Source organism: Streptoalloteichus hindustanus, from assembly GCF_900129375.1.
Taxonomy (GTDB): domain Bacteria; phylum Actinomycetota; class Actinomycetes; order Mycobacteriales; family Pseudonocardiaceae; genus Streptoalloteichus; species Streptoalloteichus hindustanus.
Map to the genome: position 1 here is coordinate 415,368 of NZ_FQVN01000002.1, position 23,287 is coordinate 438,654.

Annotated in this window: 21 protein-coding genes; 15 read left to right on the forward strand and 6 right to left on the reverse strand. The window is 73.8% G+C overall.

Going from position 1 to position 23,287, the window contains the following annotated elements; genetic code table 11:
- Positions 1-41 precede the first annotated feature (41 nt).
- Positions 42-1,544, reverse strand: a complete 1,503-nt coding sequence (locus tag BUE43_RS07345) for a bifunctional phosphatase PAP2/diacylglycerol kinase family protein (protein WP_073480621.1) — start codon at positions 1,542-1,544, stop codon at positions 42-44.
- Positions 1,545-1,634: 90 nt separating this feature from the next.
- On the opposite strand from BUE43_RS07345, the gene pafA reads away from it, so the two are divergent.
- Positions 1,635-2,993 carry a Pup--protein ligase gene (gene pafA, locus BUE43_RS07350; protein WP_073480622.1) on the forward strand — a complete coding sequence of 453 codons (1,359 nt, stop codon included), beginning with the start codon at positions 1,635-1,637 and terminating at the stop codon, positions 2,991-2,993.
- 154 nt (positions 2,994-3,147) lie between these two features.
- Here the strand turns inward: pafA and BUE43_RS07355 are convergent, their stop codons facing one another.
- From BUE43_RS07355 to BUE43_RS07365, 3 genes are read right to left on the reverse strand one after another with little or no spacing between them, the layout of a single operon-like run.
- Entirely contained in the window at positions 3,148-3,963 is an 816-nt protein-coding gene (locus tag BUE43_RS07355; RefSeq protein ID WP_083959426.1) for a UbiA family prenyltransferase, read from the reverse strand.
- A complete protein-coding gene (locus BUE43_RS07360; protein ID WP_234995588.1) occupies positions 3,948-4,475 on the reverse strand; it encodes an isoprenylcysteine carboxyl methyltransferase family protein in 528 nt (175 codons plus the stop codon). Before BUE43_RS07360 ends, BUE43_RS07355 begins: the two co-directional genes overlap by 16 nt.
- Positions 4,476-4,482: 7 nt before the next feature.
- Positions 4,483-5,562 (reverse strand): type III polyketide synthase, encoded by a 1,080-nt coding sequence (locus tag BUE43_RS07365; protein WP_073480624.1) that lies wholly within the window; start codon positions 5,560-5,562, stop codon positions 4,483-4,485.
- Between the two features lie 254 nt (positions 5,563-5,816).
- Between BUE43_RS07365 and BUE43_RS07370 the strand changes: the two genes are divergently transcribed.
- The 13 genes from BUE43_RS07370 (at position 5,817) to BUE43_RS07430 (ending at position 20,037) form a co-directional block, all read left to right on the forward strand.
- Positions 5,817-6,818 (forward strand): helix-turn-helix transcriptional regulator, encoded by a 1,002-nt coding sequence (locus BUE43_RS07370; RefSeq protein WP_073480625.1) that lies wholly within the window; start codon positions 5,817-5,819, stop codon positions 6,816-6,818.
- Positions 6,815-7,786: a helix-turn-helix transcriptional regulator gene (locus BUE43_RS07375; RefSeq protein WP_073480626.1), complete on the forward strand. Its 972-nt coding sequence runs from the start codon at positions 6,815-6,817 to the stop codon at positions 7,784-7,786. Before BUE43_RS07370 ends, BUE43_RS07375 begins: the two co-directional genes overlap by 4 nt.
- Before the next feature lie 231 nt (positions 7,787-8,017).
- Positions 8,018-8,935 (forward strand): alpha/beta fold hydrolase, encoded by a 918-nt coding sequence (locus BUE43_RS07380; RefSeq protein ID WP_083959427.1) that lies wholly within the window; start codon positions 8,018-8,020, stop codon positions 8,933-8,935.
- A gap of 109 nt (positions 8,936-9,044) precedes the next feature.
- Entirely contained in the window at positions 9,045-9,278 is a 234-nt protein-coding gene (locus BUE43_RS07385; RefSeq protein WP_073480627.1) for a bacteriophage holin, read from the forward strand.
- 26 nt (positions 9,279-9,304) lie between these two features.
- On the forward strand, positions 9,305-9,613 hold the full coding sequence (gene tatA / locus BUE43_RS07390) for a Sec-independent protein translocase subunit TatA (protein ID WP_073480628.1): 309 nt from the start codon (positions 9,305-9,307) through the stop codon (positions 9,611-9,613).
- Between the two features lie 17 nt (positions 9,614-9,630).
- Positions 9,631-10,653: a twin-arginine translocase subunit TatC gene (gene tatC / locus BUE43_RS07395; protein ID WP_073480629.1), complete on the forward strand. Its 1,023-nt coding sequence runs from the start codon at positions 9,631-9,633 to the stop codon at positions 10,651-10,653.
- Between the two features lie 71 nt (positions 10,654-10,724).
- Positions 10,725-11,606 (forward strand): diacylglycerol/lipid kinase family protein, encoded by an 882-nt coding sequence (locus BUE43_RS07400; RefSeq protein ID WP_073480630.1) that lies wholly within the window; start codon positions 10,725-10,727, stop codon positions 11,604-11,606.
- Between the two features lie 61 nt (positions 11,607-11,667).
- On the forward strand, positions 11,668-14,457 hold the full coding sequence (locus BUE43_RS07405; RefSeq protein ID WP_073480631.1) for a DEAD/DEAH box helicase: 2,790 nt from the start codon (positions 11,668-11,670) through the stop codon (positions 14,455-14,457).
- A 142-nt stretch (positions 14,458-14,599) separates the two neighbouring features.
- The gene (locus BUE43_RS07410) at positions 14,600-15,403 is read left to right on the forward strand and encodes a DUF4333 domain-containing protein (RefSeq protein WP_073480632.1); all 804 of its coding nucleotides are present in this window, start codon (positions 14,600-14,602) and stop codon (positions 15,401-15,403) included.
- Between the two features lie 100 nt (positions 15,404-15,503).
- Positions 15,504-16,703, forward strand: coding sequence for a GNAT family N-acetyltransferase (locus BUE43_RS07415; RefSeq protein ID WP_073480633.1), 1,200 nt, complete (start codon positions 15,504-15,506; stop codon positions 16,701-16,703).
- Positions 16,704-16,888: 185 nt separating this feature from the next.
- Entirely contained in the window at positions 16,889-18,451 is a 1,563-nt protein-coding gene (locus BUE43_RS07420; RefSeq protein ID WP_073480634.1) for a flavin-containing monooxygenase, read from the forward strand.
- A 37-nt stretch (positions 18,452-18,488) separates the two neighbouring features.
- Positions 18,489-19,094, forward strand: coding sequence for a cysteine hydrolase family protein (locus tag BUE43_RS07425; protein ID WP_073480635.1), 606 nt, complete (start codon positions 18,489-18,491; stop codon positions 19,092-19,094).
- 220 nt (positions 19,095-19,314) lie between these two features.
- A complete protein-coding gene (locus BUE43_RS07430) occupies positions 19,315-20,037 on the forward strand; it encodes a VOC family protein (protein ID WP_073480636.1) in 723 nt (240 codons plus the stop codon).
- Positions 20,038-20,152: 115 nt separating this feature from the next.
- On the opposite strand, the gene BUE43_RS07435 is transcribed toward BUE43_RS07430, so the two are convergent.
- On the reverse strand, positions 20,153-20,641 hold the full coding sequence (locus BUE43_RS07435) for an NUDIX hydrolase (protein WP_143174008.1): 489 nt from the start codon (positions 20,639-20,641) through the stop codon (positions 20,153-20,155).
- Between the two features lie 79 nt (positions 20,642-20,720).
- Positions 20,721-21,500 carry an IclR family transcriptional regulator gene (locus BUE43_RS07440; RefSeq protein WP_073480638.1) on the reverse strand — a complete coding sequence of 260 codons (780 nt, stop codon included), beginning with the start codon at positions 21,498-21,500 and terminating at the stop codon, positions 20,721-20,723.
- Positions 21,501-21,670: 170 nt separating this feature from the next.
- On the opposite strand from BUE43_RS07440, the gene aceB reads away from it, so the two are divergent.
- Positions 21,671-23,287, forward strand: coding sequence for a malate synthase A (gene aceB, locus BUE43_RS07445; protein ID WP_083959428.1), 1,617 nt, complete (start codon positions 21,671-21,673; stop codon positions 23,285-23,287).

Below are 23,287 nucleotides of genomic sequence, written 5' to 3' on the forward strand. Positions count from 1 at the left end.
CGCCGGGACCCGTCGACCGGGGGCGACGACGCCGGAACCGGTCAGTCGATCTCGGCCGGGCGGTAGACGCGCAGGACCCGGTCCCGCGCGACGAACCGGAACCGGTTGCCCTCGGCGCCCCTCGCGGACACCTCGCCGTCCCTGGCCAACGCCACCGGCGGGCCCAGCACCTCGACCTCGACGCTCTGCCGCTCCTGCCGGACGTAGACCCGCGACCGGGTCAACGCCCCGGTCAGGGCCGCGAGCGCGAAGCGGAGCCGGGAGAAGCGCACGTCCGCCCGGACGTAGCGGAGGTCGAGCCGGGCGTGGTCCAGCCGGGGGCGCCAGGCCGGGGCGAGGCCCTGGGGGTGGTAGCCGTTGTTGCCGACGAACAGCAGCCACACCCGGGTCAGCTGGCCGTCGACGCGGACGGTCAGCGGCTCCGCCCCGGCCAGCACCCGCACCAGGGCCGCCGCGCCCGCCGCCCACTTGCCCCACCGGCCCGTCCAGCGCTCCCGGAGCCGGACCATCTCCGGGTAGCCGCCCAGGCTCGCGGTGTTGACGAACGACCGGCTCGGGCCGTCGTCGACCCGGACCGCGGCCAGGTCGACCCGCACGGCGGCCCCCTCGGCGACCGCGTGGGCCGCGCCGGCCAGGTCGGGCACGCCGACGTCCCTGGCGAAGTGGTTCAGCGTCCCGGCCGGTACCACGACCAGGGGCAGCCCGTGGCGGGCGGCCACCACGGCCGCGGCGGCGACCGTCCCGTCGCCGCCGGCCACGCCCAGCGCCCGCACCGAGCTCCAGTCGCCGTGCAGCACGCGGTCGAGCGTCTCGGCGAGGTCCTCCCCGTCCGAGCCGTCCGGGTGGACCAGCGTCGCCGCCGGCCACACCCGGGCCAGCTCGGCGCTCGGGTCGTGGTTCTGGTCGCCGGAGGCGGGGTTGACCAGGACGAGCAGGCCCGCGCCGTCGGTCAGCGCGGGCACCCGCTCGTCGGCCCTCGCCTGGCCAGGGGTGGTGGGCCGCACCGGCCACCACCGGCGGGTGGCCACCGCGACCGCGGTGCCGAGCAGCGCGCCCCCGGCCACGTCGCTGGGCCAGTGGACGCCGGTGTGCACGCGGGAGTAGGCCACGGCCGCCGCCAGCGGCGCCACCACCGCGCCCGCCGCCGGGCTCTCCATCGCCACGGCCGTCGCGAACGCGGCGGCGGAGGCGGCGTGCCCGGACGGGAACGACGACGAGCGGGGCCGGTCGGCCAGCCGGCGGTGCTCCGGCACCAGGTCGTCCACCGGGCGGCGGCGGGGCAGCAGCGGCTTGGCGACGGCGTTCGTGGTGAGGCTCGCGCCGGCGAGCGCGGCGACGCCGCGCAGCGCCGCCCGGCGCGTCACCCCTTGGCGTGATGCGAGCAGCGCGGCCACCGAGAACCACAGCAGGCCGTGGTTGGCGGCCACGGTGACGGCGCCCAGCGCGGGGTCGGCGACCGTCCTCGGCAGCGCGGCGCTGCGGCGGACCAGCTCGGCGTCGACCTCGTTGACCCGTCGGGCGGCCCGACGCACCCACTCCAGCACCCCGCGACGCTATCCGGCCCCGCCCGCCACCAGCGAACCCGCCCCGTTCGGCGGCGGGTGGTGGCGGGCCGATGCGCCTAGTGTGGACACATGCAGCGGCGGATCTTCGGCATCGAGACCGAGTTCGGGGTGACCTGCACCTTCCACGGGCAGCGTCGGCTCTCCCCCGACGAGGTCGCGCGGTACCTGTTCCGACGCGTGGTCTCCTGGGGCCGCTCGTCCAACGTCTTCCTCCGCAACGGCTCACGGCTGTACCTGGACGTGGGCTCCCACCCCGAGTACGCGACCGCCGAGTGCGACGACCTGGTGCAGCTGGTCACGCACGACAAGTCCGGCGAGCGGATCCTGGAGGACCTGCTGGTCGACGCCGAGCGGCGGTTGGCGGACGAGGGGATCGGCGGGGACATCTTCCTGTTCAAGAACAACACCGACTCCGCGGGCAACTCCTACGGCTGCCACGAGAACTACTCGGTGGCGCGGGCGGGGGAGTTCTCCCGGATCGCCGACGTGCTGCTGCCCTTCCTGGTCACCCGCCAGCTCATCTGCGGGGCCGGCAAGGTGCTGCAGACCCCGCGCGGCGCGGTCTACTGCCTGTCGCAGCGGGCCGAGCACATCTGGGAGGGCGTCTCCAGCGCCACCACCCGGTCCCGGCCGATCATCAACACCCGGGACGAGCCGCACGCCGACGCCGAGCGGTACCGCCGGCTGCACGTCATCGTGGGCGACTCGAACATGTCCGAGGTGACCACGCTGCTCAAGGTCGGCACCGCCAACCTGGTGCTGGAGATGATCGAGCAGGGCGTGCAGTTCCGGGACTTCACCCTGGACAACCCGATCCGGGCGATCCGGGAGATCAGCCACGACCTGACCGGCCGGCGGCTGGTGCGGCTGGCCGGCGGGCGGGAGGCCTCGGCCCTGGACGTCCAGCGGGAGTACTACACCCGGGCCGTCGACCACGTGTCGCGGCGCGGGCCCGACCCGGCGGCGCAGCGGGTGATCGAGCTGTGGGGCCGCACCCTGGACGCGATCGAGGCCCAGGACCTGGCCAAGATCGACCGGGAGATCGACTGGGCGATCAAGCACCGGCTGGTGGAGCGGTACCGGGCCAAGCACGACCTGGACCTGTCCAGCCCGCGGGTGGCCCAGCTCGACCTGGCCTACCACGACATCCGCCGGGGCCGCGGCCTCTACGACCTGTTGCTGCGCAAGGGGTTGGTGGAGCGGGTGACCGACGACGGGGAGATCGAGGCCGCCAAGGACACCCCGCCGCAGACGACCAGGGCCAAGCTGCGGGGCGACTTCATCGCCGCGGCCCAGGCCGCCGGCAGGGACTTCACCGTGGACTGGGTGCACCTCAAGCTCAACGACCAGGCGCAGCGCACCGTGCTGTGCAAGGACCCGTTCCGCTCGGTCGACGAGCGCGTCGAGCGCCTGATCGCCTCGCTGTAGTCGCCCGGCGCCGCGTCGGCCGGCGGGTCGGGGGCCGGGAGGTCGGCGGTCCCGACGCGACCCGCGGTTCCCGATACGGCTCAACGGTTCTGGCACGGCTCGGCGGTTCCGACGACCCAGCGGGTCTGGCACGGCCCGGCGGGTCCGGCGCGACTCAGCGGAGCGCGGCGCCGGACACCAGCAGCAGGGCGACGTCCAGCAGGGCGACGAGCTGCACCGCGCCGGCGAGCACCCGGCGGCGCCGGCTGGCCAGCCCGTACGCCAGGACGGCGGCGGCCAGCGCGACGACCACGAGCTCGCGGGGCGACGGCGTGCCCGGCCCGAGCACGAGCACGGCGGAGGCGACGAGCATCAGCACCGCCGCGCCCGCCCGGGTCGCCGGGGCGCCCAGCCGGTGCGGCAGGCCGCGGACGCCGGTCGCCGCGTCGTCCCGGAGGTCGTGCAGCACGTTGGCGAAGTGCGCGCCGGAGCCGAGCAGCGCGCCGGCGACCACGAGCCACAGCGGCGGCAGCGGGACGCCCGGCGCTCCCGTCACCACCACCGCCGGGAGCAGGCCGAACGCGACGACGAACGGCACCACCGAGATCGCGGTCGCCTTCAGGCCGAGGTCGTACCCCCATCCGGCGGCGAGCACGAGGATCTGGAGCACCCCGGCGACCGGTCCGGACAGCGCCGAGAGCGGCACGCAGGCCAGCGCGGCCAGCACGGCGCAGGCCCCGACGAGCTCGCGGGACACCGCGCCCGTGGGCACGGGCTTGTCCGCGCGGCCCACGGCGGCGTCGCGGCTCGCGTCCAGGTAGTCGTTGAGCCACCCGATCGACAGGAAGGTGGTGAGCTGGGTCGCGCCGACCGCCACCAGGGCCGCCGGGCCGCGCCCGACCGCGGCCGCGAGCGCCACGGTGGCCGCCGTGACCACCAGGGTCGGGCCGGGGTGGCCGGCCCGCGCCAACGCCACTAGGCCGTGGCCCATGCGTGCGCCTCCTGCTCGGTGCGGATGCGCACGGCCATCGTCAGCAGGTACAGGACCGTGAACAGCGACGCGGTCAGCCACGCCGTGTGCACCAGCGGCAGCGCGACGCCCTCCACGACCACCGCGAGGTAGTTGGGGTGCCGGAGCCAGCGGTACGGGCCGTGGGTCACGAGGGGGACGCCGGGCAGGACCACGATCCTGGCCGTCCAGCGCGGCCCGAGCGCGGTGATGCACCACCGGCGCAACGCCTGCGCGGCGATCGTGAACGCCACCATCGGCCCGGCCAGCAGGGGCAGGAACGGGCGCTCCAGCGCCCACGGCTCCAGCAGGCAGCCGACGAGGAGCCCGACGTGCAGGGCGAGCACGGCCGGGAAGTGCCGCTCTCCGAACTCGACCCCGCCCCGGGGCCGGGCCCAGTGGAGCTGGCGGCGGCTGCGTTTGAGCTCGTCCACCCGTTCGGCGGCCACGAGCAGCACGAGCCCCAGGTACGCGATCAACGACGGTGCCGGCACGGTTCACCTACCACTGCAGCAGGACGAGTTCGGAGCAGAAACCAGGACCCATCGCGAGGAGCAGGCCGCTCTCGCCCGGCCGCCCCGGTCGCCGGTCGATCGTGTCGGCCAGCACGGCCAGCACCGACACCGACGACATGTTTCCCACCCGGTCGAGTGATCGACGGGTCAGCGCGAGCGCCTCGTCGGGCAGGTCGAGCGCCCGTTGCAGCGCCTGGAGCACCTTCGGACCCCCGGGGTGGCAGATCCAGGTGGTCACGGCGGGGAGGTCGAGGCCGGCGTCGGCCAGGAAGCGGCGGACGTCGCCGCCGAGGTGGCGCCGCACGACCGCGGGCACCTCGGCGCTGAGCACGATCCGGAAGCCGCGCCCGTCGATCTCCCAGCCCATGACCCGCTCGGAGTCGGGGTAGAGCCGGCTGCGGGCGGCGACCACCGAGGGACCCCTGCCGGCGGATCCCTTGCCGGCGGGTCCGCTGCCGGCGGGGGCGCGGTCCGCGCCGAGCAGGACCACGGCCGCGGCCCCGTCCCCGAACAGGCCGCTGGCCACGAGGTTCGCCGTGGAGGCGTCATCGCGCTGGACCGTGAGCGAGCACAGCTCGACGGCGAGCAGCAGCGCGACCTGTCCGGGGTGGCCCCGCAGGTAGTCGTGGGCGCGGGCGACGCCGGCCGCGCCCGCCACGCAGCCGAGCCCGAACAGCGGGAGCCGCTTCACGTCGGCGCGGAGCCCGACCCGGTGGGCCAGCCGGGCCTCCACGCTGGGCACGCCCAGGCCGGTCACCGAGGTGGACAGCACCAGGTCGACGTCGACGGGGGCGAGGCCGGCCGACGTCAGCGCGCCCTTGACCGCGTGCTCGGCGAGGTCGAGCGCGCAGCGGAGGAAGGCGTCGTTGGCCGCGCCGAAGTCGGCGAGCTGGGGGTAGGCGTCCAGCGGGAGCGCGAGGTGTCGCGTGCTGACGCCGACCGCCTCGTGGAAGCGCCGCACCACCGCCCGGTCGTGCCCGCACATCCGGGTGAACGCCTCGGTGATCTCCCGCTGCGGGTAGACGTGCGGCGGGAGCGCGACGTGCACGGCGGCGATGCGGGACATCTCTCTCCGGCGGGCGGGGGGCAGACGACGGTGGAGTCATCGGCACGCGCCTGCCGGCCCAGCATCACCCACCCTGATGATCACCACCCTGTTGCCGGTGTGGCAACTGTGGGTTCAGTGCGGAGCGAGAACACTGCCGCCCGCCGGGCGCGCACCCGCGGCGACCAGAGCGAACGGGTTCCGGGAACCACCGGAACGGGGCAAGCGGGAGGATCCCCGGCCGTTCACCCGACGGGTGGGGCTAGGGTTCCCGCGTGTCCACCGCCCGTGTCGAACGTCTGGTCAACCTGGTGCTGTGCCTGCTGTCCACCCGGCAGTACCTGACCGCCGAGCGGATCCGCGGCATCGTCCCCGGGTACGCCGACGCGCCCAGCGCCGAGGCGTTCTTCCGGATGTTCGAGCGCGACAAGGCCGAGCTGCGCGATCTCGGCGTCCCGCTGGAGGTCGGCAGGAACTCGGTGTTCGACCCGGCCGACGGCTACCGCATCGCCCGCCGCGACTACGAGCTGGGCGACGTCGACCTGGAGCCCGACGAGGCGGCCGCGGTGGCGCTGGCCGTGCGGTTGTGGGACTCGCCGGAGCTGACCGGCGCGGCCCACGGCGCGCTGCTCAAGCTGCGCGCCGCCGGGGTGGACGTGGACGAGACCGCCCCCGCCGCCGTCGAGCCGAAGGTGCGGGCCAGCGAGCCGGCGTTCGCGCCGCTGCTGGCCGCCGTGCAGTCCGGGCGGGCGGTGTCCTTCGACTACCGCCGCCTCAAGGGGCCGGACGTGCTGAGCAGGGAGGTCGAGCCCTGGGGCGTGGTCTCCTGGCGCGGCCGCTGGTACGTGGTGGGCCACGACCGGGGGCGCGCGGCCCCGCGCTGCTTCCGGCTGTCGCGGATCGTCGGCGAGGTGCGCGCGGTCGGTCCGGCGGGCGTGGTGCGGCGGCCGGCGGACGTGGACCTGCTCCGGCTGGTCGCCGGCTCCTCCGACGAGCCGACGCCGCCGACCACCGCGAAGCTGTGGGTCGCCGAGGGCAGGGCGCACGGCCTGCGCCGGCGGGCCAAGCCGCTGGGCCGGGTCGAGCTGGACGGCGAGCCCGGCGACCTCCTGGAGGTCGAGCTGCACTTCCCGGAGTCGGCCGACACCTGGATCGCCGGCTACGGGCCGGACGTGGTCGTGCTGGAACCGGACACGTTGCGCAGGTCCGTCACCGAGCTGTTGTTGGGCGCCGCCGGCCGGCGGGAGGGCGTCGTGCGGGAGGAGAGCCGGTCGTGAGTGGTTCGACGGAGCGGTTGCCCCGGCTGCTGGCGCTGGTGCCCTACCTGCTGGCCCGGCCGGGCATCCCGATCGAGGAGGCGGCCGCCGACTTCGGGGTGAGCCCGAAGCAGCTCCGGCGCGACCTGGAGCTGCTGTGGATGTGCGGCCTGCCCGGCTACGGGCCGGGCGACCTGATCGACCTGTCGTTCGAGGGGGAGACGGTCACCGTCACCTACGACGCGGGGATGCGGCGCCCGCTGCGGCTGACCGCGGCGGAGGCGACCTCCCTGCTGGTGGCGTTGCGGGCGCTCGCCGACACCCCGGGCGTGGTGGACACCGACGCCGTGCAGCGCGCGCTGGCCAAGGTCGAGGCGGCCGTGGGCCAGGCTCAGCCGGCCGGCGTCGTCGTGGGTCTGACGATGCGCGAGCGGACCGTCTCGGCGGAGACCCGCTCGACGGTGACCGAGGCCGTGCAGAAGCGGCGCGCCCTGTGGATGCGGTACTACACGGCCTCCCGGGACGAGATCACCGAGCGGGTCGTGGACCCGATGCGGGTGCTGATCGTCGAGGGGCGCAGCTACCTGGAGGCGTGGTGCCGCTCGGTGGAGCGGGTGCGGTTGTTCCGGCTGGACCGCATCGACGCGGTGCGGGTGCTGGACGAGCCGGCGTCCCCGCCGCCGCACGCCCGGCCCACGGACGTCTCCGCCGGCCTGTTCCGCCCGGAGCCGGGGCAGGGCGTGGCCGTGCTGGAGCTGGCGGCGGACGCCCGGTGGGTCGCCGAGTACTACCAGGTCGACGACCTGGTCGAGCTGGGCGCGGGCCGGGCCAGGGTCTGGCTGCGGTACTCCGACCCGTCCCGGATGGTCCGGATGCTGCTCGGCCTGGGCGATCAGGCGCGGGTGCTGGAGCCGGAGTCGCTGGCCAGGCAGGTCGCCGAGCGGGCGGAGGCGGCCCTGGCGCGGCTGGCCAGCCACCCGTCGCTGTAGCCCGTCCTGTCCGCCTCCCCGAGCGAGTGCCGCGCGGCGCCCGCTCGCCTGCCTGTGCAGGTCCGGGTCGGCGCTGCTGTCCGGACGCTGGTCGTTCTCTTTCGGCGGTCGTGTCGGGTTGCCCACGTGCGCCCCGACCGGTCCTCCCGCACTGTCAGGATCGGGCGGGTGTCGGCCTGGCCGGACCCGCGGCCGAGGCGTGCGGACGGGCCGTGACCGGAGTGAGGGGACATGGCTGGGGAGATCGCTGAGGACAGGGCCGGGGGCGCCCGGCGCGGCGTCGAAGCGAGGGCCGGGGCCGGGGTCGGGGTCGGACCCACGTTCGTGTTCGTCCACGGCGCCGGCAGCAACTCGTTCCTGTGGACGTCGGTGATCCGCGAGCTGGCGGTGCTGGGCCACCGCGCCCTTGCCGTGGACCTGCCGGGCCACGGCTTCGACGCGGGGTTCCCGGCCGCCTACCAGGCCCCGCAGGACCTCGACGCGCTCGCCGTGGCGCCGTCGGCGCTGGCCGGCGTGACGTTGCGGGACAACGTCGACCACGTGGTGGAGCTGCTGCGGCGGGTGGTCGGGCACGGCCCGGTGGTGCTGGTCGGGCACAGCCTGGGCGGGGCCACGATCACGCGGGTGGCCAGCGAGGCGCCGGAGCTGGTCGACCACCTGGTCTACGTGGCGGCGTGGTGCTGTGTGCGGCTGCGGACGGTGGCGGACTACCTCCAGTCACCGGAGTTCCGGCAGAGCCGGCTGCTCCGGGTGCGGGGCCTGCCCGGGGTCGACCGCCGGGGCGCGGGCCGCACGAACTGGCGCTCCGCCGACCCGGCCTTCCTCGCCGACGCCCACGCGGCGATGATGGCCGACGCCAGCGAGGAGGAGTTCCGCGCGGTGCTCAACACCCTCCAGCCGGACGAGTCGCTGCGGGTGTTCCTCGCCGACGCCCGGCCCGAGCCCGCGACCTGGGGCGGGGTGCCGCGCACCTACGTGCGGCTGACGCTGGACCGGACGATGCCGCCGGAGCTGCAGGACCGGCTGGTCCGCGAGGCCGACGAGCTGACCCCGGACACCCCGTTCGCCGTGCGCGACCTGGCCACCAGCCACCTCGGGTTCGTCCGGGAGCCCGCCGCCCTGGCGAAGATCCTCGACGGGGTGCTCTGAGCCCGCCGGACGGCGGAGAACCAAACACCGCCGAACGGCGGAGAGCGGACACCGCGGGATACGGCGGGCGCGTCACCTGCCGTCCACCTTCGTTCGTTACGGTGAGCGCGTGCCCTACCTGGTGAGCCTGCTGCTGGTCGTGGTCGGACTGGTCGTCCTTGCCGTGCTCGTGGTGCCGGTGCTGCGGTCGCTGCGGCGGTTCGCGGTCGCGAGCAGGACGTTGCGGGCCCACACCGGGGACCGGGCCGGGCTGCTCCGCGCGCGCACTGCCGCCCTTCGGGTGGCCGTGGCCGAGCGGCGCGGCGGGAATCTCGACGAGCCGTCCTCCCCGCGTACCATCTGATCGGGGGAGACAGGAGGACCACGATCATGCCAAGCCTCGGTGGCTGGGAGCTGCTCATTCTGGTCGGTGTGCTGGTGCTGTTGTTCGGCGCGAAGAAGCTGCCGGACACCGCGCGCGCCGTCGGCCGGTCGATGCGCATCTTCAAGGCGGAGACCAAGGGCATGCGGCAGGACGAGGAGCAGGCCCCGGCCGCTCCGGAGCAGCCGGCCGCGCCGCAGTCGTTGCCGCCGGCCCAGCCGGCCCAGCCGGCCCCGCAGGCGACCTCGGCGCCCTCCGTGCCCGCCGCCGCGCCAGCTCCAGCGCCCGCGCAGCCGCGTAACGACGTCAAGCACTGAGAGGGACGGTCCGCACGGTGGGGAGCAATCCGCTCCGCCGCGACGGGTCGTCGCGCCGCGAGAAGGGCCGCAAGCGCCGGTGGGGCCGTCGGCACAACCCCGACGGCACCATGACGCTCGTCGAGCACCTCTACGAGCTGCGGTACCGGCTCACGGTGGCGTTCGCCGCCCTCGCGCTCGCGTCGCTGGTCGGGTTCTGGTGGTTCGAGAACGGGCCGCTGGGCATCCCGAGCCTGGGCAAGCTCCTGACGGACCCGTACTGCTCCGTGCCGGAGCCGACCCGGGTGCAGCTCGGTCAGGGCGGGTGCCAGTTGCTGGGCACCGCGCCGCTGGACGCGTTCATGCTGCGGCTGAAGGTGGCGATGAGCGCGGGCGCGGTCCTGTCCAGCCCGTTCTGGCTCTACCAGCTCTGGTCCTTCATCACCCCCGGCCTCTACGCGAAGGAGCGCAAGTTCGCGCTGTCCTTCGTGGGCTTCGCCACGGCGTTGTTCGCCGCCGGCGCGGTGCTGGCCTACTTCGTGGTCGCCCAGGGCCTGCTCTTCCTGCTCGGCTTCGGTGGCCAGACCGTGGCCATCGCGCTCACCGGTGACAAGTACTTCGGCTTCATGCTGGGCATGTTGGTGGTGTTCGGGGTCAGCTTCGAACTGCCGTTGTTGGTGATCATGCTCAACCGGCTCGGGGTGCTCACCTACGACAAGCTCAAGCGGTGGCGGCGGGGCCTGATCTTCGGCCTGTTCGTGTTCGCCGCGGTGGCCACGCCGGGCCAGGACCCGTTCTCGATGTTGGCGTTGGCGTTGGCGCTGACCGCCCTGTTCGAGCTGTCGGTGCAGGTCGCGCGGTTGCACGACCGGCGCAAGGCCCGCCAGCGGCTGGCCGAGGGCTGGGACGGCCTGTCCGACGACGAGGCGTCCCCGCTCCAGCACGAGCCCGAGCCGATCCCCGAGCCGGAGCCGGTCGGGAACCCCGAGCCGTCGCGGACGAGCCCGCCGCAGGCGAAGGCCGCGGAGCCGCGTCGGGGCGGCTACGACGACGTGACCTGAGTTCGGCGGGGTTGGCGTGGGGGTGGTGCGCTCTGGCGCCGCTACCCACGGGTAGGACAAGATGCCGCTCCGTGCGCACCGTCCTCCTCGTCAACCCCGCCGCGGCCAACGGCGCCGCCGCCCGGGTCGCCGGCAGCGTCGCCCACCGCCTGCGCGCGGCGAGCGGCCAACTCCGGGTGAAGGTCGCCGGGACCGCCGACGCCACCACCGGGTTCGCGCTGCGGGCCGTGGCGGACGGCGCCGACGTGGTCGCGGTCCTCGGCGGGGACGGCTCCGCGCACGCGGCGTTGCAGGCGTGCGCGGGCACCGGCACCGCGTTGGCGGTGATCCCGGCCGGCACCGGCAACGACCTGGCGTCCTCCCTCGACCTGCCGGCCCACCCGCTGGCCGCGGCCGAGGTCGTGGCCACGGCGCTGCGGGAGCGGCGTCGGCGGCGGATGGACCTGGGCCGGGTCTCCGGCGGCGGCTGGTTCGCCACCGTGCTCTGCGCCGGGTTCGACTCGGCGGTCAACGAGCGCGCCAACGCGCTGCGCTGGCCCAGGGGGCCGCGCCGCTACGACCTCGCGATCCTGCTGGAGCTGGCCCGGCTGCGGGCCCGGCCGCTGGTCGTGGACAGCGCCGACGGCCGGTTGGAACTGGACGCGACGCTGGTCGCGGTGGGCAACACCGGCTGGTACGGCGGGGGCATTCCGATCTGCCCGGACGCCGACCCCACCGACGGTTGGTTCGACCTGACCGTGGTGGGGCGGGCCAGCCGCTCCGCGCTGGTGCGCATCCTCCCGAGGCTGCGTGGCGGACACCACGTCGACCACCCGGCGGTCACGACGTTGCGTGCCCGGTCGGTGCACCTGGGTGGGCAGAACGGGTGGGTGGCCTACGCCGACGGTGAGCGGCAGGCCCGGCTGCCCCTGACGGTGCGCTGTGAACCGGGGGCGTTGACCGTCGTCGTCTGAGTGACGGCGGCGCGGAAGGTATTTCGCGCGCCAACCGCCCCGGATGTGAAAACCTGAACGGGTGGCAAGCCCGTCCCGACCGTCGGCGCTGTCCCCGGCCGAGGCGTACAGCGCCTCCCGGCGACGCGCGGAACAGCCGAGGTTGACCGAGTTCACCGCCGGTCTGTCCTTCGAGCTCGACCCGTTCCAGCACGCCGCCTGCGCGGCGTTGGAGAACGGGCACGGCGTGCTGGTGTGCGCGCCGACCGGGGCGGGCAAGACCGTCGTCGGCGAGTTCGCCGTGCACCTGGCCCTGGCCGAGGGCCGCAAGTGCTTCTACACGACGCCCATCAAGGCGCTGTCGAACCAGAAGCACGCCGACCTGGCCGCCCGGTACGGCTCCGCCGCCGTGGGCCTGCTCACCGGCGACACCTCGGTCAACGGCGACGCCCCGATCGTCGTGATGACTACCGAGGTCCTGCGGAACATGCTGTACGCGGGGTCCTCGGCGCTGCACGGCCTCGGCTACGTGGTGATGGACGAGGTGCACTACCTCGCCGACCGGTTCCGGGGCGCGGTGTGGGAGGAGGTCATCCTCCACCTGCCCGAGCACGTGCGGCTGGTCAGCCTGTCGGCCACGGTCAGCAACGCCGAGGAGTTCGGCGAGTGGCTGGTCGAGGTGCGGGGCGACACCGCCGTGGTGGTCGACGAGCACCGCCCGGTGCCGCTGTGGCAGCACATGCTCGTGGCGGGCCGGATGATGGACCTGTTCGGCGGGGAGACCGTCGACCCGCGCACCGGCCGGGCGGAGCTGCGGATCAACCCCAACCTCGTGCGGCACACCCAGGACCTGGAGCGGTACCTGCCGTCGATCGGTCTGCGCGGCCCCCGCAACGGGCGGCGTGGCGGCGGAGCGCAGGGCGGGCCGCGGTTCCGGCCACCCTCCCGCGTCGAGGTGGTGCGCAAGCTGGACGACGCGGGCCTGCTGCCGGCGATCGTGTTCATCTTCAGCCGGGCCGGCTGCCAGGCCGCCGTCACCCAGTGCGTGCGGGCCGGGCTGCGGCTGACCAGCGACGACGAGGTCGACCTGATCCGGCGGATCATCGACGAGCACACCGCGGGCCTGCCCGAGGGCGACCTGATGGTGCTGGGGTACTGGGAGTGGCGGGAGGCCCTGGAGCGGGGCATCGCCAGCCACCACGCCGGCCTGCTCCCGGCCTTCAAGGAGACCGTCGAGGAGCTGTTCGTCCGCGGGTTGGTGAAGGTGGTCTTCGCCACCGAGACGCTCGCGCTGGGCATCAACATGCCCGCTCGCACGGTGGTGCTGGAGAAGCTGGTCAAGTACAACGGCGAGGCGCACGTCGACCTCACGCCGGGCGAGTACACGCAGCTCACCGGGCGGGCCGGGCGGCGCGGCATCGACGTCGAGGGCCACGCGGTGGTGCTGTGGCAGCCGGGGATGGACCCGAAGGCGGTCGCCGGGCTGGCCTCCACCCGCACGTACCCGCTGCGCTCGTCGTTCCGGCCCGGCTACAACATGGCTGTCAACCTGGTGGAGCAGCTCGGCGCCAAGGCCGCCAGGGAGATGCTGGAGCAGTCGTTCGCGCAGTTCCAGGCCGACCGGTCGGTCGTGGGGCTGTCCCGGCGGGTCGAGCGCAACAACGAGGCGCTGGCCGGGTACGCCGAGGCGATGACCTGCCACCTGGGCGACTTCGGCGAGTACGCGGAGCTGCGCCGGCGGATCTCGGCCAGGGAGAAGATGCTCGCGCGGCAGAACACCGCCAACCGACGGGCGGAGGCCGCCGCGTCGCTGGAGCGGCTGCGGCGGGGCGACGTCATCGCGGTGCCCTCGGGCCGGCGTTCCGGCCTGGCCGTGGTGATCGACCCGGGCCTGGACCCGATGAGCGAGCCGCGTCCGCTGGTGGTGACCGAGGACCGGTGGGCGGGGCGGCTGTCGGTCGCCGACTTCCCCACCCCGGTCGAGGCGCTGGGGCGGGTCAAGCTGCCGAGGAACGTCGACGTGCGCTCGCCCCGCTCGCGGCGCGACCTCGCCTCGACGCTGCGCAACACCGGCATCGAGGCGCCCACCGGCCGTCGCCGGCGCGGCGGGCCGGACGACGACGCCGAGCTGGCGACCCTGCGCCGGGCGCTGCGCGCGCACCCCTGCCACGGGTGCGACAAGCGCGAGGAGCACGCCAGGTGGGCGGAGCGGCACCAGCGGCTCGCCGCGGAGACCGAGCAGCTCCAGCGCAAGGTCGCGGCGACCACGCACTCCCTCGCCAGGGCGTTCGACCGCATCCGGGCGCTGTTGCGGGAGCGCGGCTACCTCGCGGTCGGCGACGACGGCGAGCACGTGACCGAGGACGGCCGGCGGCTGGCCCGGATCTACAGCGAGTGCGACCTGCTGGCCGCGGAGTGCCTGCGGAACCGGGTGTGGGACGGGCTGGAGCCGGCGGAGCTGGCGGCCGTGGTCTCGACGCTGGTCTACGAGTCGCGGCGGGACAGCCCGTCCGCGCCGCGCCTGCCGGCCGGTGGCGTCACCCGGGCGTGGGACACCACCCTGCGGTTGTGGGCCGAGCTGGAGGACGACGAGCGCCGGCACCGGCTGGACCGCACCCGGGAGCCCGACCCGGGGTTCGCCTGGCCGGTGTACCGGTGGGCGCGGGGCGAGTCGCTGGAGCGGGTGCTGGTGGCCAGCGAAACCGCTGGTCAGGAGCTATCCGCCGGGGACTTCGTCCGGTGGTGCCGGCAGGTGTTGGACCTGCTCGACCAACTCCGGGACGTGGTCGGCAGGGCCCACCCCCTCGGGCGGTCCGCCGCCCGGGCGGCGGAGGCCATGCGCCGGGGCGTGGTCGCGATGGGCACCGTCTGACCGCCGCCCCCGGTCACGGTCGTGCCGCGCCCGCCTGCCTCGCTGGGGCACCCAACCCGACCTGTGGTTTGATCGCGGGCGGGGTGTCCGACCGGGCGCCCGCAGCTCACCGCTGACTTGGACCCTGACCGCGGAGGCAACGATGACCAGCCCCTACGGCCCGTCCGGAGGGAACGACCCGCAGCAGTGGGGCCAGCAGCCCTACGGCGCCGGGCCCAACCCGGGCACCCCGTCCGGGGGGTTCCCCGCGCAGGGCCAGCCGGGCGGCTTCGGCCAACCGGCCGGTTACGGCCAGGGCCAGTTCGGCGTCGACCCGGCGCAGGCCCAGCCCGGCCAGACCCCCTTCGGCCAGGCCGCGCCTGGTCAGGCCGCCCCCGGTCAGCCGGTGCCCGGCCAGCCGATGCCGGGGCAGGCGCCCGGCCAGATGCCGGGTCAGGCGGTGCCGGGCCAGTACGGCGCGGTGGACCCGAACCAGGCCGCCCAGTTCCCGGGGTACGGCCAGCCGCAGCCCGGCCAGCAGCAGCCGTTCACCGGCTCCTACGGGCAGCAGCCCGCGTACGGCCAGCAGACCGGCTTCCAGGGCGGGTTCGGCCAGTACGGCGGGATGACCCCGGCCGACGCGCCGAAGAAGAAGTCCGCGCTGCCGTGGATCCTCACCGGCGCGCTGGTCCTGGTCGTGGCGGTCGTGCTGGTGCTCGGCTTCGTGTGGCCGGGCTGGTTCCAGAAGAAGGTCTTCGACACCGCCGCCGTCCAGGACGGCGTGAAGAAGATCCTGACCAGCGAGTACAAGCTGGCCAAGGTGGACGGGGTGACCTGCCCCTCCGACCAGCGGGTCAAGGCCGGCGAGACCTTCGACTGCCAGGTCAAGGTGGACGGCAAGAGCAAGAAGGTCACGATCACCGTGAAGTCCGACAACGGCGAGTACGAGGTCGGGCAGCCGAAGTGACGCGCCGCGTTGGTCCGCCCTGACCGGGGCGGGCCAACGCGGGACCGGGGTTCTCGGAAATCTGTCGCTCGCCCGGGGGAAGGGCCGGCAGGATCGGGCGATGACCGATCACGCCGTCCGCGTCCTCGACACGAGTGAGCACCGCGCCGCCATCGACATCATGCGGGAGGCGCTGCACTTCCCCCCGCAGTCGGACGATGAGTGGACGCACGCCATCCCGACCTACACGGACGGGCGGGTGTTCGGCGTCCACGTCGCCGACGAGCTGGTGGGGACCGCGGCGAGCTGGCCCACCCGGCTGGCGGTTCCGGGCGGTGCGGAACTGCCCACGGCCGCGGTCATCCGGGTGGCCGTGCGGGCCGACCACACGCGCCGCGGCCTGCTGGGCGCGCTCATGCGGCGCCAGCTCGCCGACGTCCGCGAGCGGGGCGAGGTGCTCGCGGCCCTGAACGCGAGCGAGCCGCTGATCTACGGCCGGTTCGGGTACGGGCCGGCGACCACGAGCCGTGTCGTGCGGGTGCGCGCCCGCCGGGGCGCGGTCCGGGCCGAGGCTCCGGCCGGCCGGGTGAGCATCGTCCCGGCCAGCGACGTCGAGGCGCGTCTGCGTGCCGTGTACGAGCGGATCGGGTTGTTCCGGTCGGGCATGTTGACCCGTCCCGACGCGTGGTGGACGGTGGTGCGCACCCGTCGCGCGTTGGTGTGGAAGGGCGCGCGGGCCGCCGTGCACCACGGCCCCGACGGCGAGGACGGCTTCGTGCTCTGGCGGCCGGTGCCGAGCGAGAACCTGGGCCAGGGCGCGGTGCTCCAGATCGAGGACATGCAGGCCGCCACGCCGGCCGCGGTCGCGGGCCTGTGGTCCTTCCTGCTGGGGATCGACCTGGTGGCGGAGGTCCGGGCGGACCGCCCCGTGGACGAGCCCCTGGAGTGGCTGCTGACCGACCCGCGCCTGGCGACCACGGAGAACGTCGAGGACGGGCTGTGGGTGCGCCTGGTCGACGTGCCCGCCGCATTGGCGGCGCGGAGCTGGGGCGAGGCCGAGCCGGTCGTGGTGGAGGTCGCCGACCGGACGCTGCCGGACAACGCCGGTCGCTACCGGATCGGGCCGGACGGGGTTCGGCGCACCGACGCGCCCGCCGACCTGGAGCTGGACGTGGCCGAGCTGGCCGCGACCTACCTCGGGGAGGTCGCGCCCTCGGTGCTCGCCGGCGTGGGCCGGATCCGGGTGCGGGACGCGGCCGCCCTGGCCAGGGCGGACCGGCTGTTCGCCGCCGGCCGCCCCTACTGCGGCACCTTCTTCTGACCGTCCTCCCTGCCGTCTGCCGGACCGTCGTCCCGCCCGGCCAACGCGGGCCATGTTGTGATCTGGGTCACCATTTCGTCGCCTTGACCTGGTCAACGCCGTTGGTGTTACCGTCGGTAACACGTAGAGCCGGGCGGGGCGTCCACTGCGGGCGACGGCCCCCGCCGTCGGGGCGAGGAGGCGGAATGGCGACACACGCGCAGGGCCCGGACCACCAGGTCGTGATCATCGGCAGCGGGTTCGCCGGGCTGGGCATGGCGATCCGCCTCCGCCAGGCCGGCTGCCGGGACTTCGTGGTGCTGGAGAAGGCCGACGAGGTCGGCGGGACCTGGCGGGACAACACCTACCCCGGGTGCGCCTGCGACGTGCAGTCCCACATGTACTCGTTCTCCTTCGAGCCCAACCCGTCCTGGTCGCGGATGTTCGCCGAGCAGCCGGAGATCTGGGAGTACCTGCGGCGCTGCGTCGACCGGTACGACCTGCGCGGCAACATCCGGTTCGGGGCCGAGGTCACCGGGTGCGCGTTCGACGAGACCGCCGGGATCTGGCACGTCTCGCTGGCCGACGGCCGGAGCCTCACCGCGCGGGTGGTGGTGGCCGGCCTCGGCCCGCTGCACGTGCCCGCCTTCCCCGACGTGCCCGGCCTGGACCGCTTCCGCGGCGTCACGTTCCACTCGTCGCGGTGGAACCACGACTACGACCTCACCGGCAAGCGCGTCGCGGTGATCGGCACCGGGGCCAGCGCCATCCAGTTCGTGCCCAGGATCGCCGCGCGGGTCGGCCAGCTCCACCTGTTCCAGCGCACGCCGCCGTGGATCATGCCCAAGCCCGACCGCGTGATGAGCGCGGTGGAGCGCCGGCTGTTCCGGCGGCTGCCGTTCGTGCAGCGGCTCTACCGCAACGCGATCTACTGGCAGCTGGAGAGCCGCATCCTCGGCTTCAACGTCGACAAGCGCCTGGTGCGGGCGGCCGAGGCGCTGTCGAAGCGGCACATCGCGCGGCAGATCCCCGACGACCCGGCGCTGCGCGCGGCGGTGACGCCCACCTACACCCTCGGCTGCAAGCGCGTGCTGATCTCCGACGACTACTACCCGGCGTTGACCAGGCCGAACGTCGAGCTGGTCACCGACGGCATCCGCGAGGTGCGGGAGCACTCCGTGGTCACCGCCGACGGGGTGGAGCGCGAGGTCGACGCGATCATCCACGGCACCGGGTTCCGGGTCGGCGACGTCAGCTCGCTCGACATCGTCGGCGCGGGCGGCGTCGAGCTGAACGACCTGTGGCGGCGGGAGGGGATGCAGGCGCACCTGGGCGTGGCCATCGCCGGCTTCCCCAACCTGTTCATGCTGGTCGGCCCGAACAGCGGGCTCGGGCACAACTCGATCGTCTTCATGATCGAGGCGCAGGCGCGGTACGTGGTGGAGTGCCTGCGGCTGCTGGACGAGCGCCGGGCGCAGTGGATGGCGGTGCGGCCCAGCGTGCAGGACGACTTCAACCGGAAGGTGCAGGGCCGGCTCAACCGGTCGGTGTGGCAGTCGGGATGCGAGAGCTGGTACCTCGACGACCAGGGGGTCAACCGCACGTTGTGGCCCGGCTTCACCTTCACCTACTGGTTGCGGACGCGGCGCGTGCGGGAGGCGGACTACGACCTGGTCACCCGTGCCTCCGCCACTCCGCTCGACCCGCTGTTCGGCGACCGTCCGGCCGTCGTCGGGCACCCGGAGCTGGTGGGCGCGGGAGGGCGGTAGCCCGTCGGATCGGCGGGGTGTGGAGCAGGATGTGCCCATGGTGATCAACGCGAGGGGCGCGGCCGTGCTCGCCCTGCACTGGCAGGTCAACGTGATCAAGCCGGAGGGCTTCTTCGGTGGGATGCTCGGCGAGCCGGTGGCCAGGAGCGGGGTCGTGGGGCGCGCGGCGCGGTTCCACGAGCGGGCGTCGGCCGCCGGGGCGGAGCTGGTGTTCACCCGCTTCACGATTCCGGTGGGCGAGGGTGGTCTGGTGCGCAACACCGGGTTCATGCGCGCGGTCGGGGACGCCCAGGAGGCGTTCCGGCCCACCGCGGCCGGGGCGGCGGTGGTTCCGGAGATGGCGGCGCAGGCCGAGGCGGGGCGGGTTGTCGACAACCAGAAGCTGTCCGGCCTGGCTGGCAACGACCTCGCCGACTGGTTGTCGGGTCGGGGGGTCGACACCCTGTTCCTGACCGGTGTCGCCACCAACCTCACTGTCGAGCAGACCGCTCGGCACGCGACGGATCTCGGGTTCACGGTGCACGTGGTCTCGGACTGCGTCACCGCCGCTGACGAGGCGGTCCATGCCGCGTCGTTGGCGAACCTGGAGTTGACGACCGCGGGGTGCCTGTCGGCGGAGGAGGTGTTGGCCCGACTTGGCTGAGCCGTGCCCTCCCCGCGGGGAGGGCGTTCGGGAGGCGGAAATCCGATGGAGGCCCCGCCGTCTTTCGTATACGAAAGACTTCGGACAAAACCCAGGCGCACTTCGTATACGAAGGTCGAAGGAGAGAACGTCCTTCGGATACGAAGCGCGGCCGAGGGGGCGTCTTTCGTATACGAAGGGCGCCCTCGCCTCAAGCCCCCGAACGGCGAGGAGCGACCGGATGACCACCCGCCTCGGCTCGGTGAACTCGTTCTGCTGGATGGACCTCAAGGCCCACGACGTCGCCGGAGTCGCCGAGTTCTTCAGCGCGGCGCTGGGATGGCGGTTCGCGGTGGACGAGGGCGACTGGCGTCGAGCGGTCAGGATCAGCTCCGGCGGACACCAGATCGGTGGGGTGAGCGACCTCGCCAATCCGGTCTACCCGCCCGGGATTCCCGCCCACATCGCTTACTACCTCGCCGTGGACGACGTCGAGCGCCGTGTCGACGCGGCGACCGCGAACGGTGCTCGACTCGTCGTCGCTCCCTTCGACGCCGGCGACCAGGGCCGCACGGCAACCCTGGTCGACCCGTTCGGCGCGGCCTTCTCTCCTTGGCAGGCACGGGAGTTTGGCGGTTGGCAGTGCCCACCGGGTGCGCCGTTCGCTCCGCACCGAATGGTCCACATCAGCGATCAGCCCAACCAGGCACGGCTTTTCTACCGTGAGCTGCTGGGCGTCGACCTCGCCTTCGCGGACTTCGTTCCGCCACCCGAGCCGGAATCTTGCGCCCCACGCTGGGAACTCGTCGTCAGCGCCACCGACGTGGACGGCGTCGCCGCCCGCGCCGCCGCCCACGGCCTGGGCCATGTCGCCTGGCTCGAACGCGTGGGGCGCCGGGTCCTGCGCCTGACCGGTCCGGAAGGACTGTCGTTCCGCGTCGTCCCCGTCGATCCGCGAGCCTGAAGCAACCTGCCCGGCGACACCGAGGACAACCACAGGTGTTTCGATCACTCTGTCCACTGTGGATGGACGGTGGTTTGGTCGTCGAGTGGGTGTCAGATGCGACGTGCGGGGGGCGTCAGTCGTGGTGGGGGTGGGTGGTGACGCGGTGGGCGATTTCGGCGTCGAGGGGGCTCATGGTGTTGGGGACGGGGGAGTTCGGGTGCCACCAGTGGAAGGCTGACACCTCGTCGTTGACGGTCAGGGTTGGCGGGGCGGACAGCGCGGTTCGGAAGACCGCGGCGTACTCGCGGCGGGGCGGGTGTTGGAGCTCGAACTCGGCGAGGGCGGTCAGTCGCGCGTGAACGCCGTGGATTCCGGTTTCCTCGGCCAGTTCCCGCACGGCGGCCTCGGCGGGGGACTCGTGGGGCTCGATGAGTCCACCGGGGAGTTCCCACTGCTGGCGTCGGCGGTCGAACACCATCAGGACGTGTTCCGCGTGGTGGACCACGACGAGGGCGAGGGGCAGCGGGGTGTGCCCGTCCAGGCCGGAAGACCCTGGCCCGGTGAGGAAGCGGAAGTCGAGCAGGGCGTTGCCGAAGCGGTCGCGCGGCGGCGGTCCGGGCACGGGGATCACCCCGACTCGTGGAGTGGGTGTGGGCCGGCCAGCTGATGGTCGTGTGCTGGCTGTCGGATGTCCAGGGGGCTCAGGCGGAGGCGGCGTTGGCGAACTGCTGGGTGAGCTGTTCGGCGGTGCGCTGCATGAGCGGGACGATCCGGCTGACGACCGCCTTGGTGAGCCGTCCTTCGGGGCCGGACACGGAGATGGCGGCGAGCGCCGGGCCCGCGCCGAGCGGCACGGCCACGCAGCGCACGCCGACCTCCTGCTCGCCCTCGTCCATGGCGTAGCCCTGGCGCGTGATCTGGGTGAGCTGGCGGAGCAGCTTGGCGCGGTCGGTGATCGTGTGCGGGGTGAAGGCGGGCAGCCCCGTGCGGTCGAGGAGCTCCTCGACCTCCTCGCGGGGAAGCCGGGAGAGCACCGCCTTGCCGACCCCGGTGCCGTGCGGCAGCACGCGTCGGCCGACCTCGGTGAACATCCGCATCGAGTGCCGCGACGGCGCCTGCGCCACGTAGACGATCTCGTCGCCGTCCAGGATCGCCAGGTTGGCGGTCTCGCCGACCTGCTCGACCAGGTCGGCCAGCAGGGGGCGGGCCCACGCGCCGAACTGGCGGCTGGCGGTCTCGCCCAGCCGGATCAGCCGGGGGCCGAGCGCGTACCGGCGGGAGCTGTCCTGTCGGACGTAGCCCAGGGTGACCAGGGTGCGGACCAGCCGGTGGATGGTCGGCAGCGGCAGGCCCGAGGCGGCGGCCAGTTCGGACAGGCCGGCCTCGCCGCCCGCGTCGGCCAGTCGTTCCAGGAGTTGGAAGGCGCGTTCCAGCGACTGCACGCCGCCGCTGGAGCCGCGCTCCGTCCTCTGCGGCGTCATGCCGTCTCCCCTCTCGCCGGGCGAACTCCCGCGCGGATTCTAGGGACACCCGCCGACGGCCGGGTCCGAGATCGGGGAGCCCGATCCGCCCGCGGCTGTTGACTTCCACCATACAGAATCTAAGCTCCGAATCGCAGAATGATGACGCTCGTACTGCCGAGGAGCGGATCGTGAGCGACCACAACGGCGTGACCGTCCATGGCCCATCGGTCGACCGGGGGGAGGAGGTGCTCACGCCGGCGGCGCTGGCGTTCGTGGCCGACCTCCACCGGCGGTTCGGCCCCCGGCGCGCCGAGGTGCTGCGCCGCAGGGGCGAGCGCCGGGCGGAGATCGCGCGCACCGGCCGCCTGGACTTCCTCCCCGAGACCGCCGCCGTGCGCGAGGGCGACTGGACCGTGGCCGAGGCCCCCGCCGACCTGCGCGACCGGCGGGTGGAGATCACCGGCCCCACCGAGCGCAAGATGACGATCAACGCCCTCAACTCCGGAGCCCGGGTGTGGCTGGCCGACCACGAGGACGCCAACACCCCCACCTGGCACAACGTGATCGCCGGCCAGGTGAATCTGACGGACGCCATCGAACGGCGGATCAGCCTCACCACCCCGGAGGGGAAGGAGTACCGGCTCACCGCCGAGCGCACCCCGGCGATCGTGTTCCGGCCGCGCGGCTGGCACCTGGTCGACCGGCACCTGCTGGTGGACGGCGAACCCGTCAGCGGCGCGCTGCTCGACTTCGGGCTCTACTTCTTCCACAACGCCCGGCGCCTACTGGAGCGGGGCAGCGGCCCGTACTTCTACCTGCCCAAGATGGAGGGCCACCGCGAGGCCCGGCTGTGGAACGACGTGTTCACCCACGCCGAGCGGGCGCTGGACATCCCGCACGGCACGGTCAGGGCCACCGCGCTGATCGAGACGATCACCGCGGCGTTCGAGATGGAGGAGATCCTCCACGAGCTGCGGGAGCACGCCTCCGGCCTGAACGCCGGGCGGTGGGACTACTTGTTCAGCGTCATCAAGAACTTCCGGGACGCCGGAGCCGACTTCGTGCTCCCCGACCGCAACTCGGTCACGATGACCGCCCCGTTCATGCGGGCCTACACCGACCTGCTCGTGCGCACCTGCCACCGGCGCGGGGCCTTCGCGATCGGCGGCATGGCCGCGTTCATCCCGAGCCGCCGCGACCCGGAGGTGAACGCGCGCGCGATGGCGAAGGTGGCCGAGGACAAGCAGCGCGAGGCCGTCGCCGGCTTCGACGGCTCGTGGGTGGCCCATCCCGACCTGGTTCCGGTGTGCGCCGAGGCGTTCGACGCGGTGCTGGGCGAGCGCCCCAACCAGGTCGACCGGCGCCGCGACGACGTCGTGGTCACCGCGGCCGATCTGCTCGACGTGGCCGCCACACCAGGTGAGGTGACGGAGGAGGGGCTGCGCAGCGACGTCAACGTCGGTCTGCGGTACGTCGAGTCGTGGTTGCGGGGCATCGGCGCCGCCGCGTTGTTCAACCTCATGGAGGACGTGGCGACGGCCGAGATCGCGCGTTCGCAGGTCTGGCAGTGGATTCGCAACGACGTGCGGCTCGCCGCCGGCGACTCCCTGGTCGGCGAGCGGGTGACCGCGGACCTGGTGCGGCGGGTGGTCGACGAGGAACTGGAGCGCATCCGGGCCGAGATCGGCGACGAGGCCTTCCGGGCCGGCCGGTGGCGGGACGCCAGGGAGGTCTTCGAGGAGGTCGCGCTGGCCGAGGAGTTCGTGGAGTTCCTGACCCTGCCCGCCTGCGAGCGGATCGACTGA